At 64.3% G+C, this 12,850-nt stretch carries 14 protein-coding genes; 10 read left to right on the top strand and 4 right to left on the bottom strand.

Features of this window, described 5'->3' with window-relative positions; translation table 11 throughout:
- Positions 1 to 52: 52 nt before the first annotated feature.
- From lepA to nagZ, 9 genes are read left to right on the top strand one after another with little or no spacing between them, the layout of a single operon-like run.
- A complete protein-coding gene (lepA, locus tag J2X92_RS11685; RefSeq protein ID WP_055804203.1) occupies positions 53 to 1,864 on the top strand; it encodes a translation elongation factor 4 in 1,812 nt (603 codons plus the stop codon).
- A 9-nt stretch (positions 1,865 to 1,873) separates the two neighbouring features.
- Positions 1,874 to 2,839, top strand: coding sequence for a signal peptidase I (gene lepB / locus J2X92_RS11680; RefSeq protein WP_307575861.1), 966 nt, complete (start codon positions 1,874 to 1,876; stop codon positions 2,837 to 2,839).
- Positions 2,840 to 2,870: 31 nt separating this feature from the next.
- Positions 2,871 to 3,239 (top strand): DUF4845 domain-containing protein, encoded by a 369-nt coding sequence (locus tag J2X92_RS11675; RefSeq protein WP_307575860.1) that lies wholly within the window; start codon positions 2,871 to 2,873, stop codon positions 3,237 to 3,239.
- Between the two features lie 17 nt (positions 3,240 to 3,256).
- Positions 3,257 to 3,943, top strand: a complete 687-nt coding sequence (rnc, locus tag J2X92_RS11670; RefSeq protein ID WP_307575858.1) for a ribonuclease III — start codon at positions 3,257 to 3,259, stop codon at positions 3,941 to 3,943.
- Positions 3,944 to 3,951: 8 nt separating this feature from the next.
- Complete coding sequence (gene era, locus J2X92_RS11665; RefSeq protein ID WP_307575856.1) at positions 3,952 to 4,917, top strand: GTPase Era; 966 nt, start codon at positions 3,952 to 3,954, stop codon at positions 4,915 to 4,917.
- A 1-nt stretch (position 4,918) separates the two neighbouring features.
- Positions 4,919 to 5,692 (top strand): DNA repair protein RecO, encoded by a 774-nt coding sequence (recO, locus tag J2X92_RS11660; protein WP_307575854.1) that lies wholly within the window; start codon positions 4,919 to 4,921, stop codon positions 5,690 to 5,692.
- Positions 5,689 to 6,456 carry a pyridoxine 5'-phosphate synthase gene (locus tag J2X92_RS11655; protein WP_307575853.1) on the top strand — a complete coding sequence of 256 codons (768 nt, stop codon included), beginning with the start codon at positions 5,689 to 5,691 and terminating at the stop codon, positions 6,454 to 6,456. The genes recO and J2X92_RS11655 overlap by 4 nt, the downstream gene beginning before the upstream one ends.
- A 13-nt stretch (positions 6,457 to 6,469) precedes the next feature.
- A complete protein-coding gene (acpS, locus tag J2X92_RS11650; protein WP_055804225.1) occupies positions 6,470 to 6,871 on the top strand; it encodes a holo-ACP synthase in 402 nt (133 codons plus the stop codon).
- The gene (nagZ, locus tag J2X92_RS11645; RefSeq protein WP_307575851.1) at positions 6,868 to 7,971 is read left to right on the top strand and encodes a beta-N-acetylhexosaminidase; all 1,104 of its coding nucleotides are present in this window, start codon (positions 6,868 to 6,870) and stop codon (positions 7,969 to 7,971) included. The genes acpS and nagZ overlap by 4 nt, the downstream gene beginning before the upstream one ends.
- Positions 7,972 to 7,978: 7 nt before the next feature.
- On the opposite strand, the gene J2X92_RS11640 is transcribed toward nagZ, so the two are convergent.
- The 4 genes from J2X92_RS11640 to J2X92_RS11625 all read right to left on the bottom strand — a co-directional run bounded on the left by J2X92_RS11640 (position 7,979) and on the right by J2X92_RS11625 (position 12,101).
- On the bottom strand, positions 7,979 to 8,506 hold the full coding sequence (locus J2X92_RS11640) for a M48 metallopeptidase family protein (protein ID WP_307575849.1): 528 nt from the start codon (positions 8,504 to 8,506) through the stop codon (positions 7,979 to 7,981).
- Positions 8,503 to 9,771, bottom strand: coding sequence for an Hsp70 family protein (locus J2X92_RS11635; protein WP_373424828.1), 1,269 nt, complete (start codon positions 9,769 to 9,771; stop codon positions 8,503 to 8,505). The genes J2X92_RS11640 and J2X92_RS11635 overlap by 4 nt, the downstream gene beginning before the upstream one ends.
- Positions 9,768 to 11,330, bottom strand: coding sequence for a lysine--tRNA ligase (gene lysS / locus J2X92_RS11630; RefSeq protein WP_307575844.1), 1,563 nt, complete (start codon positions 11,328 to 11,330; stop codon positions 9,768 to 9,770). Before lysS ends, J2X92_RS11635 begins: the two co-directional genes overlap by 4 nt.
- A gap of 123 nt (positions 11,331 to 11,453) precedes the next feature.
- Positions 11,454 to 12,101 carry an LON peptidase substrate-binding domain-containing protein gene (locus tag J2X92_RS11625; protein ID WP_307575843.1) on the bottom strand — a complete coding sequence of 216 codons (648 nt, stop codon included), beginning with the start codon at positions 12,099 to 12,101 and terminating at the stop codon, positions 11,454 to 11,456.
- A gap of 49 nt (positions 12,102 to 12,150) precedes the next feature.
- Here J2X92_RS11625 and J2X92_RS11620 point away from each other — a divergent pair, with 49 nt between their 5' ends.
- Positions 12,151 to 12,711 (top strand): YggT family protein, encoded by a 561-nt coding sequence (locus J2X92_RS11620; protein WP_307575841.1) that lies wholly within the window; start codon positions 12,151 to 12,153, stop codon positions 12,709 to 12,711.
- The last annotated feature ends 139 nt before the right edge of the window (positions 12,712 to 12,850 follow it).

Below are 12,850 nucleotides of genomic sequence, written 5' to 3'. Positions count from 1 at the left end.
GCCTGTCGCACTCTGCGCACGAGCCAATTCAAGTACTTAAGCGTTCCCGTTGATGAATCACATCAGAAATTTTTCGATCATTGCGCACATCGACCACGGCAAGTCGACGCTCGCAGACCGTTTGATCCAACGTTGCGGCGGCCTCGCGGAACGCGAGATGGAAGCGCAGGTGCTCGACTCGATGGACATCGAAAAAGAGCGTGGGATAACCATCAAGGCACAGACCGCTGCGCTGCACTACAAGGCGCTCGATGGACAGGTCTACAACCTCAATCTGATCGACACGCCGGGCCACGTCGACTTCTCTTACGAAGTGAGTCGATCGTTGTCCGCATGCGAAGGTGCGCTGCTCGTCGTCGATGCATCGCAAGGCGTTGAAGCGCAGACGGTGGCCAACTGCTACACCGCGCTCGACCTCGGTGTTGAAGTGGTGCCCGTGCTCAACAAGATGGATCTGCCCAACGCGGATCCCGACAACGCGCGCACCGAAATCGAAGACGTCATCGGCATCGATGCGACCGATGCGATTCCGTGTTCCGCAAAGACCGGCCTCGGCATCGACGAGATTCTCGAAGCCGTCGTCCACAAGATGCCCGCGCCGCGCGGCAATCCCGACGGGCCGCTGCGTGCGATGATCGTCGACAGCTGGTTCGATCCCTACGTCGGCGTGGTCATGTTGGTGCGCGTGGTCGACGGCCGCCTGGTGAAGGGCGAGCGCATCAAGATGATGGCGTCCGGCGCCATGTACAACGCCGACAACGTCGGCGTCTTCACGCCCGCCAACGAACCGCGCGCATCGCTCGAGGCTGGCGAGGTGGGCTACATCATCGCGGGCATCAAGGAGTTGCAGGCCGCCAAGGTCGGCGACACCGTGACGCTCATCAAGCCAGGCACCGGGGGCGCGGCCGCTACCGCCACCGAGGCGCTGCCGGGCTTCAAGGAAATCCAGCCGCAGGTGTTTGCCGGCCTCTACCCGACCGAAGCCAGCGAGTACGACTCGCTGCGCGACGCGCTGGAAAAACTCAAGCTCAACGATTCGTCGCTGCGCTACGAGCCCGAGGTGAGCCAGGCGCTGGGCTTCGGCTTCCGCTGCGGCTTTCTCGGCCTCTTGCACATGGAAATCGTGCAGGAGCGTCTGGAGCGCGAGTTCGACCAGGACCTGATCACGACCGCGCCGAGCGTGGTCTATCAGGTGGTGCGCAACGACGGCGAAGTCATCATGGTCGAGAACCCGTCCAAGATGCCCGATGTCGGCAAGATGAGCGAGATTCGCGAGCCGATCGTCACCGTGCATCTCTACATGCCGCAGGAATACGTCGGCGCCGTCATGACGCTGGCCAACCAGAAGCGCGGCGTGCAGATGAACATGGCCTACCACGGCCGCCAAGTCATGCTGACCTACGAAATGCCGCTTGGCGAGATCGTGCTCGATTTCTTCGACAAGCTGAAATCGGTCAGCCGTGGCTACGCCTCCATGGACTACGAGTTCAAGGAGTACCGCGCGTCCGACGTGGTCAAGGTCGACATCCTGCTCAACGGCGAGAAGGTCGACGCGCTCTCCATCATCGTGCACCGGAGCCAGTCTCAGTACCGCGGCCGTGCCGTGGTGTCGAAGATGCGCGAGATCATTTCGCGCCAGATGTTCGACGTCGCCATCCAGGCGGCTATCGGGGTCAACATCATTGCGCGTGAGACAATCAAGGCCCTGCGCAAGAACGTTCTTGCCAAGTGCTACGGCGGCGACATCACCCGCAAGAAGAAGCTGCTCGAGAAGCAGAAAGCGGGCAAGAAAAGAATGAAGCAGATCGGCTCGGTCGAGGTCCCGCAAGAGGCCTTCCTCGCGATTCTGCAAGTCGAAGACTGATCTCAAAAAATGGCATTCATCACAACTTTGGTCCTCGCGGCCTTTGCGGGCTACGTCGGTGCCTGGTACTTTGGCGCCATCGAAGGCAACTTCGCACTGCTGCTGTTCCTGGCCACCGTGGTCACCGGCCTCTACTGGTTGGCCGAGCGCTTCTACTTCCTGCCGCGCCGCGAACGCGCCGCCGCCGCCCTGGAGACCTCGCTCCACGAACGCAACACGCGCCTGGCCGGCCAGGGCATCACCCAGGTCGACACGGTCGATGCCAAGGCCAGCGAACGCCTGTTGATGCAACCGTGGTGGCTCGACTGGACGGCCGGGCTGTTCCCGGTCATTTTGGTTGTTTTCCTGCTGCGCTCGTTCCTCTACGAGCCCTTCAAGATTCCGTCGGGCTCGATGATGCCGACGCTGCTGACCGGCGATTTGATCCTGGTCAACAAGTTCACCTACGGCCTGCGCCTGCCGGTCATCAACACCAAAATCACCGACGGCACGCCGCTGGCGCGCGGTGACGTGGTGGTGTTCCGCTACCCGCCCAAGCCGAGCATGGACTACATCAAGCGCGTGGTTGGCATTCCCGGCGACGAGGTGGCCTACCTGAACAAGAAGCTCACCATCAACGGGCAGCCGGTTTCCAAGTCGGCCATGCCCGACTACCTCGACAGCGATTCGATGCGCCTGCTCAAGCAGTTCAACGAAGACCTCGGCGGCAAGCAGCACCGGTTGCTCAACGACGATGCCGGCCCGGCTTTCGTCCAGGGTGCCAGCGACTTCCCGTTTCGCGAGAACTGCCGCTATTCCGTCGAAGGCGTGGTTTGCAAAGTGCCGGCCGGCAACTACTTCATGATGGGCGACAACCGCGATAATTCGGCGGACTCGCGGTTCTGGGGTTTCGTGCCGGACAAGAACATCGTGGGCAGGGCGTTCTTCGTCTGGATGAACTTCGGCGACCTGGGTCGCATCGGTCCATTCCAATAAGCAGTCAGCATTGTTCGAGGGGTAAGAGGGCATGAGAGCAAATCGGTCCATCCGCAGCAGGGCCGCGCACCAGCGCGGCATCTCGTTCATCGGCCTGGTGTTCGTCGCCGTGGTGCTGGGTTGCCTGGGCGTCATCGTCGCGCAGGTCATCCCGACGCTGATCGAATACCAGGCGATCGACAAGGCGGCCAACAAGGCCAAGGAAGGCACCACCGTGCCTGAAGTGCGCGCCATCTTCGACCGGGCCCAGGCCATCGACGACTTCAAGTCGGTTTCCGGCAGGGACCTCGACATCAAGAAGGTCGGCGACAAGGTCGTCGTGTCGTATGCCTACGAGCGGGAGATTCCCCTGTTCGGGCCAGCCTTCCTGGTGCTCAAGTACAAAGGCGAGACCCGCTGAACGCGGCGATACGCAAGGTGGACGGCGGCCTCGCAGCGCTGCAGGAGCGCCTCAAGCATTCGTTCTCCGACCCGCGGCTGCTCCAGCTCGCGCTCACGCACCGCAGTTTTTCGGCTGACCACAACGAGCGCCTCGAGTTTCTCGGCGACTCGGTGCTCAATCTCGCGGTTTCGCACCTGCTCTACACCCGCCTCTCGGCCTTGCCCGAAGGCGATCTGTCGCGCGTGCGGGCCAACCTGGTCAAGCAGGACACCCTGCATCGCTTGGCGCTGGAGCTGCAGCTGTCGCCGCTGCTTCGGCTCGGCGAAGGCGAGGCGCGCTCGGGCGGGCCCAGCCGGCCTTCGATCCTGGCCGACGCGCTCGAAGCGCTGATCGGCGCGGTCTACCTCGATGCGGGCTTTTCGGCCGCGGAGGCGCTGGTGCGCCGGCTCTACGAGTCGGTCGAGATCAATCCGCGCATGGACGCGGTCGCCAAGGACCCGAAGACCGAATTGCAGGAATGGCTCCAGGGCCACAAAATGAAGTTGCCGGTGTACCGCGTGGCGGCCACGCTCGGCGCTGCGCACAAACAAACTTTCGATGTCGAGTGCGAGGTGCCCGAGCTTGGCCTGCGCGAACGCGGCATCGGTGGCTCGCGACGCGCCGGCGAGCAGGCTGCCGCGGCAGCCATGTTGATCCGGCTCAAGGCACGCGGAGCCGCGTGAAACCAGAAATGAACGACGCTATAAATTCAGCAGCAACTCCCGAAGACGCAGCGGGCGACACGGTCCCTACCGGACCCCAGCACTGCGGCCTGGTGGCCATTGTGGGCAAGCCCAACGTGGGCAAATCGACGCTGCTCAACGCGCTGGTGGGCCAGAAGATCAGCATTACCTCGCGCAAGGCACAGACCACGCGGCACCGCATCACGGGCATGCGCACCATCGGTGCCACGCAGTTCGTGTTTGTCGATACGCCAGGTTTCCAGACTTTGCACGCCAACGCGCTCAACAAGTCGCTCAACAAGACCGTTCAAGGCGCGGTCGGCGATGTGGACCTGATTCTTTTCGTGGTCGAGGCGGGCAGCTTCACGCCCGCTGACGAGCGGGTTCTCAAGCTGCTCGGCAAGGGCATTCCGACGGTGTTGCTGGCCAACAAGCTCGACAACGTGCACCGCCGCGGCGACATCGCGCCCTGGCTGCAGACGATGCAAGCGAAGCACCCCTTTGCCGAGTTCGTGCCGATGTCGGCCAAGAACCCCAAGGACGTCGAGCGCCTTTTCGGCATCTGCGAAAAATACCTGCCCGAGCAGCCCTGGTTCTACGCCGAGGACGAGCTCACCGACCGCAGCGAAAAGTTCCTCGCAGGTGAGCTGGTGCGTGAAAAGCTGTTCCGCCTGACTGGTGACGAACTGCCCTATACCTCGACCGTGATCATCGACAAGTTCGAGGAAGAGCCGCCCCAGAAAAAGGGCCAGAAGCGTCTGCTGCGCATTGCCGCCACCATCGTGGTGGAGCGCGACGGCCACAAGGCCATGGTGATCGGCGACAAGGGTGAGCGCATCAAACGCATCGGCATGGAAACCCGCGTCGAGCTCGAAAAGCTGGCCGATGCCAAGGTGTTCCTCGAACTGTGGGTGAAGGTGCGCTCCGGCTGGGCCGACGACGAAGCGCGCGTGCGCTCGTTCGGTTACGAATGAAGTGGCGACTGCCCATCGCGTTTCGCACGAACCGGCGTATGTGCTCCATCGCTACGACTGGAGCGAGTCGAGCCTGATCCTTGAGGTCTTCACCCGGCACCACGGGCGCATTGCGCTGGTGGCCAAGGGGGCGAAGCGGCCGAGCTCCAATTTCAGGCCGGTGCTGTTGCCGCTGCAGCCGCTGCAACTCAACTATGGCGGCGACGCCGAAATCCGCACGCTCAAGGGTGCCGAGTGGATGGGCGGGCACGTCATGCCGACCGGCGAGGCGCTGCTTTCGGGCTATTACGTCAACGAACTGCTGCTGCGCCTCCTGGCGCGGGACGACGCCCATGAAGCCCTGTTCGACGCTTATGCGGGCGTGGTGCAGGTGCTGGCCAGCGAACACGCCGGCGCGCAAGCGGCCACCCATGCCGCCGCGCTGCGCGCCTTCGAGCTGCTGCTGCTGCGCGAAGTGGGCCTGTTGCCGTCGCTCGACGCACAGACCCTCACGCTCGAGCCGCTGGCGGCCGACCAACGCTACACCCTGGTGCCGGAAGCCGGCTTGCGGCTGGCGGGTGACGACGAGGCCGCGCTGGCAGGCGCCGACTGGCGGTCGCTGCAGGGCGTGCTGGACGACCGTGCGCCGTTTACCGCCACGCTGCGCGAAATCGCGACCATGAACGCCGGCAGCAACAGTGCCCTCCGAAACCAGCTGCGCACCTTGCTCAACTACCATTGCGGTGTGTCCACGCTGCGCACGCGGCAGATGATGAGAGATTTGCAAGCCCTATGAGCACGACATCCCGCCATTCCGCTACCACTTCGCTGTCGGTCAACCTGAACAAGGTGGCCTTGGTGCGCAACACGCGCACGCTCGGCATTCCGAGCGTGCTCGTCGCCGCCAACGCCTGCCTTGCCGCCGGCGCGCAAGGCATTACCGTGCATCCGCGGCCTGACGCGCGCCATATCCGCGCGCACGACGTGAGCGACTTGTCCGCGCTGCTGGCCAAGGACTGGCCGGCGATCGAGTTCAACATAGAAGGCAATCCGTTCCACAACCTGATGGACTTCGTGCGCGAGCTGAAGCCGCACCAAGCCACCTTTGTGCCGGACAGCGAAACCCAGTCGACCAGCGACCACGGCTGGAGCTTCCCCGAAGACGCCGAGCGCCTGCGCCCCTTGATTGCCGAGGCCAAGGCGCTAGGCGTGCGCGTGAGCCTGTTCATGGACCCCATTGCGCAACAGATGGCTGCGGCCAAGGAAGTGGGCGCGGACCGCGTCGAGCTGTACACCGAAGGCTATGCAGCATCGCGCGGCACGCCGGACGAAGAGGCCGTGCTCGCGCGCTATGTTGAGTCGGCACGAGCGGCAAAGGCGGTGGGCCTAGGCGTGAATGCCGGCCACGACCTGAGCCGCGACAACCTCACCGCGTTCCTCCGGGCTGTGCGCGGCGTCCAGGAGGTCTCGATCGGCCATGCCTTCATTGCCGATGCGCTCGAGCTCGGCTACGCCGCCACGACGCGGGAATACCTCCGCTGCATCCAAGAGGCGCAGTGAACGCGCAAGCGGAATGATCTACGGCATCGGTACCGACATCTGCGACCTGCGGCGCATCGGCGCAACGTTCGAGCGCCAGGGCGAGCGCTTTGCCCACCGGGTGCTGAGCGACGCCGAATTCGCCGTCTGGAAGGCCCGCAGCGCGCGCTGGCCCAAGCGCGGCCTGAGCTATCTTGCGACACGCTTTTCCGCCAAGGAGGCGTTCAGCAAGGCCATCGGCCTGGGCATGCGCATGCCGATGAGCTGGCGGCTCTGCGAGATCGCGAACCTGCCCAGCGGCAAGCCCGTCATCGTGCTGCACGGAGAGCTCAAGGACTGGTTCGAGGCCAAAGGCCTCACGGCCCATGTCACGGTGACCGACGAAACCGAATATGCCGCGAGTTTCGTCGTGGTCGAATACAAGAACGAGGCATGACCCTGGCAACGACAAGCACTCACTCGCCCCTCATCATCGACGTGGCGGGCGCGGAACTCAGCGACGCGGACCGCCGCCGCATTACCAACCCCCTGGTGGGCGGCGTCATTCATTTCGCCCGCAACTGGCGAGACCGCGCCCAAATGACGGCGCTCAATGCCGAGCTGAAAGCCTTGCGCCCCGACCTGCTGATCTGCGTCGATCACGAAGGCGGTCGCGTGCAGCGGTTTCGCACCGACGGCGTCACGCGCCTGCCCTCCATGCGCGCACTCGGCGAACTCTGGATGCGCGATGCCATGCGCGCCACGCAAGCCGCAACGGCGACCGGCCAGGTGCTTGCCGCCGAACTTCGTGCCTGCGGCATCGACTTCAGTTTTGCACCCGTGCTCGATCTGGACTACGGCGGCAGCAGCGTGATCGGCGACCGCAGCTTTCACCGCGATCCGCGCGTGGTGGCGCTATTGGCCAAGAGCGTGATGCACGGCATGCTGCAGATGGACATGCGCCATTGCGGCAAGCACTTTCCGGGGCACGGTTTTGTGACGGCCGATTCGCACGTGGAAATTCCGGTCGACCGGCGCAGTCTCAAGACGATCCTTGCCGATGACGCGCGGCCTTACGACTGGCTCGCCGGCACGCTGACGGCCGTGATGCCGGCGCACGTGATCTATCCGAAAGTCGATAAGCGGCCTGCGGGTTTTTCATTCCGGTGGCTCAAAGAAATCCTGCGCAGCCGGCTTGCATTCGATGGCGCCATCTTCAGCGACGACCTGAGCATGGAGGCGGGGCGCTACATCGATGGCGAGCTGTTGAGCTATGCCGATGCCGCACTTGCTGCGCTGGATGCGGGCTGCGATCTTGCGATGCTTTGCAACCAGAGCATCGGCGAGGGGCGGCCGCTCGACGAGTTGCTCGAAGGCTTTGCCGCTGCCGAAAGGGCAGGGCGCTGGCAAGCGGACCCAAGGAGCGAGATTCGGCGGCGGGCACTGCTGCCGGAGACGCCATCGACCGACTGGAACGCGATGGTCGAATCGGAAGGCTACAAAGGCGCCAGGCAAGTGCTGGCGAAGGCCAGACTCGCGTCAGCCGCGGGCGCCTGACGAACCGCTACGGCGCGCCGACCGGCGGCGGATTGGCCCACAGCCGCTCGCCGCCTGCGTCCAGATGCGTCAGGTACAACCGCACGTCGAACTCCAGCCGGTGGTAGCCCGGCTCCATGTGCTCGCACAGCGCATAGAAGCTCTTGTCATGGTCCCGCTCTTTCATGTGCGCAAGCTCATGAACCACGATCATGCGCAGCCACTCCAGCGGCACTTCCCTGAACAGGCTCGCCACCCGGATCTCCCGCTTGGCCTTGAGCTTGCTACCCTGCACGCGCGAGACGGTGGTGTGCGTGCCGAGCGCGTTGCGGATCACATGCAGTTTGCTGTCGAACGCCACCTTGGAGAGCGGCGGCGCCTTGCGCATGAAATCGCTCTTGAGTTCGCTCACGTAGTCGTAGAGCGCACGGTCGGTCTGCACCTCGTGCAGCGGACCGGGATAGCGGCTGCGCAGCAGCGGCGCGAGTCCTTCGGTTTCGACCAGTTGCTGAACCTGGGCCAGCAGGGTAGGTGGATACCCCGCGAGGTATTTCATGCCACCGGCCCCACGCAGGCCAGCCCGGTCGCCACGCCGCCGAACAGGTCGCCCTCGACAAGGTTGACGCCAGCAAAGCTCCTCTGCAAGGCCTGCTGAAACGGCCGCAGCGCCGAGGAGCCGCCCGTCAGGTAGATGGCGTCGAGGTCGCCGCTGCGCAGCCCGGCGCGCTTGACGCAAGCGTGCGCGCAGGCAATGACGTTCTCGAGCAGCGGAGAAAGCTGCTGCGCCATGTCGGCGGGCGAGAGTGACGCGCTCAGGCCCGACTCTGCGCACGACAGGTCGATGGCGCTGGGCGCATCGCTCACCGAAGCATCGATCTTGGCCTGCTCGACCTCGCTGGCAATGCGATGGCCGTGTCGTTCTTCGAGCACCGCCATCAGCCGGTCGTGCAGCCGCGTATTGCTGTAGCTGGTGCGCAGATCCTTCGCCTGCCGCACCGCCTTGGCCGCATAGAGCCAGTTGATCAGGTGCCAGGACGAGAGCTCGAAGAACACCTTGCTCGGAACTTCGCGCCCCTGTGCGCCCGTGTGGCGAAAGCCGAATTCCGGCATCACGCGATCGAGGTTCAGGCGCTGGTCGAAGTCGGTCCCGCCGATGTGCACGCCGCTGGTGGCCAGCACGTCGTCGCTGCGGTCTTCGCGCGCGGCGCGGTCCGGACCGACGCGCACCACCGTGAAGTCGGAGGTGCCGCCTCCGATGTCGACGATCAGCACCAGCGACTCCCTAGTGATGCGCTGCTCGTAGTCGAAGGCCGCGGCAATCGGCTCCAGCTGAAAAGCGATGTCGCGGAACCCGGCCGCACGGGCCGCGTGGCGCAGGCTTTCTTCCGCGCGTTCGTCGCGCTTGGAATCGTCGTCCACGAAATGAACCGGCCGGCCGATGACCACGCGCTCCGGCACCCGGCCCAACTCGCGGCCCGCCCGTGCGGCGAGTTCGCGCAGAAAGCGCGCGATGATGTCCTCGAAGCTCACCAGACCATCGTAGACGGCCGTTTTCTCCTGCATCAACGCGCTGCCGAGCAGGCTCTTCAGTGAGCGCATCAGGCGGCCTTCAATGCCCGCGAGATAGAGCGCGACGGCTTCGCGGCCGAAGTGCGTGGTTCGGTCTTCGGCGTTGAAGAAGATTGCGGTGGGCAGGGTGGTGGCGGCACCTTCGATGGGCAGCAGCCGGGCCACGCCATCGACCCGGCAGGCCACGGCGGAATTGGAGGTGCCGAAGTCGATGCCGATCGTCGGCAGCGACGACGGTAACTTCACGCTCAAGATTCCCTGCGCAGCGCCGGGAACAGGATCACGTCGCGGATGCTCGGCGAATCGGTCAGCAGCATCATCAGCCGGTCGATGCCGATGCCGCAGCCGCCGGTGGGCGGCATGCCGTATTCGAGCGCACGCACAAAGTCGTGGTCGTAGAACATGGCTTCATCGTCGCCGCTGTCCTTGGCGGCTACCTGCGCGTTGAAGCGCGCGGCCTGGTCTTCGGCGTCGTTGAGCTCGCTGAAGCCGTTGCCGAACTCGCGGCCGGTGATGTAGAGCTCGAAGCGCTCGGTCACTTCCGGGCGCTCGTCGTTGGCGCGCGCCAGCGGCGAGATCTCGGTCGGGTGCTCCATGATGAAGGTCGGCTGCCAGAGCTTCTCTTCCACCGTCTCTTCGAAGTACATCACCTGCAGGCTGGCAAGGCTGCGCTGCGAGAGCTTGTCTTTTTCTTCGCTGAGGCCGATCTTGCGCAGCGCATTGATGAGCCAGGTGCTGTCATCGACGCCATCACCAGCCTCGGTGTGCTTGAGGATGGCTTCGCGGATCGTCAGGCGCTCGAAGGGCTGGGTCAGGTCGACCGGCTTGCCCTGGTAGGTGAGCTGCTGCGTGCCCACGGCCTTGTCGGCAATGGTGCGGATCAGCGTCTCGGTGAAGTCCATCAGGTCGCGGTAGTTCCAGTAGGCCGCGTAGAACTCCATCATCGTGAATTCGGGGTTGTGCCGCACCGAGATGCCCTCGTTGCGATAGCTCCGGTTGATTTCGAACACGCGCTCGAAGCCGCCGACGATCAGCCGCTTGAGGTAGAGCTCCGGCGCGATGCGCAGGAACATCTCCTGGTCGAGCGCGTTGTGGTGCGTCTTGAAGGGCTTGGCGTTGGCGCCGCCCGGAATGGGGTGCAGCATCGGCGTCTCGACTTCGAGGAAGTCGTTGGCCACCATGAATTCGCGCAGCGCGCTCACGGCTTTGCTGCGCGCGGTAAAGCGTACGCGTGCCGACTCGTCGGTGATCAGATCGACGTAGCGCTGGCGATACTTCTGCTCCTGGTCGGCCATGCCGTGGAACTTGTCGGGCAGCGGACGCAGGCTCTTGGTGAGCAGGCGCAGCTTGGTCACCTTGACCGAAAGCTCCCCGGTCTTGGTCTTCATCAGAGAGCCTTCGGCGCCCACGATGTCGCCCAGGTCCCAGCGCTTGAACTCGGCGTAGGCTTCTTCGCCGATGGCATCGCGCGTCACGTAGAGCTGGATGCGGCTGGTGGCGTCCTGCACCGTGGCGAAGCTGGCTTTGCCCATCACGCGCTTGAGCATCATGCGGCCCGCCACGCTCACCGAGACGGCCTGCGCTTCGAGTGCTTCCGCTTCGGTGGCGCCATGCGCCTCGATCAGTGCCGCGGCGCGGTGGCCCGGCTTGAAGTCGTTCGGAAACGCAACGCCCTTGCCTTCGGCTTGCGCGGTGCGCATCAGCTTGAGCTTTTCGCGGCGTTCCGCGATGAGCTGGTTGTCGTCGACGGCGGGCGCCGCGGCCGGGGCTGCTGCAGGCGTGGGAATGGAGGGAATCAGGTGATCGGACATGGAGAGCGGAGGAGGGCGCAACGGGAGCGTGCGCAACCCGCCATTTTAGCCGATAGGGTTCGAATGAAACCGGCCCACAGCGCCCGCCAATCCTGTATGAAACGCTATTGAAAAAGTAGCAACCTATTCAGTGATGCCCGCACGTGCGAGCAGATCGCTGACCAATTCCAGCCGCATCAGCGGGCTGTCCAGTTCCATGAGCCGTTGCCGAAGTTCGAGCTGCATCGGCACCAGCTCGCACCAGCGGTTGGCCACCCAGCCGCAATCGTTGAATCGATAGGGCTCGCCGACGGGCAGGCGCACCGCTTCGGCCCCTTGCGCGCGGCGGCGCTCTTCGAGCGTTTCCACCAAGCGCCGCAATGCTGTGGCGGTGTGCTGGAGGTCGTCCGGAATTTCGAGCGCAGCGTCTTCGAGCACCGCCTCCACTTCAGCGACCCACAAGCCATATTTCTGCAGTTCGGTATTGCGGATTCGAAAACGCTGCGTGCCGACGCATTCGATCTGCAGCAGGCCGCTCTGCGGCGAATCGAATTCGCGGATGACGGCCAGCGTGCCGACGGCGGCGAAGCTTTCCGCGTCGGCGCCCGCCTTGCGTACCTCGCTGCCGCTCGTGAGGCTGACCACGCCGAAAGGCGCATCGGCCTTGCGGCACTTGCCGATCATGTCGAGATAACGCACCTCGAAAATACGCAGCGGAAGAACGCCGTCCGGAAACAGGACCGTACCGAGCGGGAACAATGGCAGTGAATGAAGAAGGGGCTGTGTCGTCATCGAGGAACCTTGCATGGCTATCATCGCATTCCCCTCACGACCACGCCCCATGCTCTACCAGATCCCCTCGTTCCTTCTCGACGTGATCGTCGGCCTGCTCGGCGGCGCCTGCCTGCTGCGCCTCTATATGCAGTACCACCGGGTGCCGTTCGGCAACCCGCTCGGCCGCTTCATATTTGCAATCACCGACTGGATCGTGATGCCGCTGCGCCGCATCGTGCCCGCGGTCAAGCGCTGGGACCTGGCAAGCCTCATTGCCGCATGGCTGCTGGTGCTCGCAAAGTTCTTGTTGCTGTGGCTTCTGATCGGCAACCTGGGGCGGGTCGCGGCCTTGCCGCTGGTCTCGCTCGTGGGACTGATGCAATTGGCCGTTTCAGGCCTTACGGCGCTGCTGGTGGTCTATGCGGTGCTGTCGTGGATACCGGGTGCATCGCCGGTGCTGCTCGACCTGATTTCCCGACTGGCGGAACCGCTGGTGCGGCCGTTTCGGCGCTTCATACCGCTGATTGGCGGCGTTGACCTGTCGCCCCTGGCCGCCATCGTGGTGCTTCAGGTGATTGCCATCGTGCTGGGCAACCTGCTGGTCTGGGCTTATCGACTCGGTGCTTGAGAAAACCAAGCGCCGACTGGAGCTTGTTTGCGCAAGTGCGCTCTGATTCGTGAAACACCGCGGAACCGGCTTCGCCGGGCCGCAGGTGTTGCCCCCGGTAGGGGGAGGGCGAAGCGGACACGAAGTGCCGCGCAGCCTG

The organism is Variovorax paradoxus (assembly GCF_030811855.1).
In the GTDB taxonomy this organism is placed as follows: Bacteria; Pseudomonadota; Gammaproteobacteria; order Burkholderiales; family Burkholderiaceae_C; genus Variovorax; species Variovorax paradoxus_L.
This window is presented reverse-complemented; position numbering and strand designations above follow the sequence as displayed.

Coding starts and splice junctions, on each gene's coding strand:
- lepA (WP_055804203.1), top strand. CDS start 53: ATGAATCACATCAGAAATTTTTCGATCATTGCGCACATCGACCACGGC.
- lepB (WP_307575861.1), top strand. CDS start 1,874: ATGGCATTCATCACAACTTTGGTCCTCGCGGCCTTTGCGGGCTACGTC.
- J2X92_RS11675 (WP_307575860.1), top strand. CDS start 2,871: ATGAGAGCAAATCGGTCCATCCGCAGCAGGGCCGCGCACCAGCGCGGC.
- era (WP_307575856.1), top strand. CDS start 3,952: ATGAACGACGCTATAAATTCAGCAGCAACTCCCGAAGACGCAGCGGGC.
- J2X92_RS11655 (WP_307575853.1), top strand. CDS start 5,689: ATGAGCACGACATCCCGCCATTCCGCTACCACTTCGCTGTCGGTCAAC.
- acpS (WP_055804225.1), top strand. CDS start 6,470: ATGATCTACGGCATCGGTACCGACATCTGCGACCTGCGGCGCATCGGC.
- nagZ (WP_307575851.1), top strand. CDS start 6,868: ATGACCCTGGCAACGACAAGCACTCACTCGCCCCTCATCATCGACGTG.
- J2X92_RS11640 (WP_307575849.1), bottom strand. CDS start 8,506: ATGAAATACCTCGCGGGGTATCCACCTACCCTGCTGGCCCAGGTTCAG.
- lysS (WP_307575844.1), bottom strand. CDS start 11,330: ATGTCCGATCACCTGATTCCCTCCATTCCCACGCCTGCAGCAGCCCCG.
- J2X92_RS11625 (WP_307575843.1), bottom strand. CDS start 12,101: ATGACGACACAGCCCCTTCTTCATTCACTGCCATTGTTCCCGCTCGGT.
- J2X92_RS11620 (WP_307575841.1), top strand. CDS start 12,151: ATGCTCTACCAGATCCCCTCGTTCCTTCTCGACGTGATCGTCGGCCTG.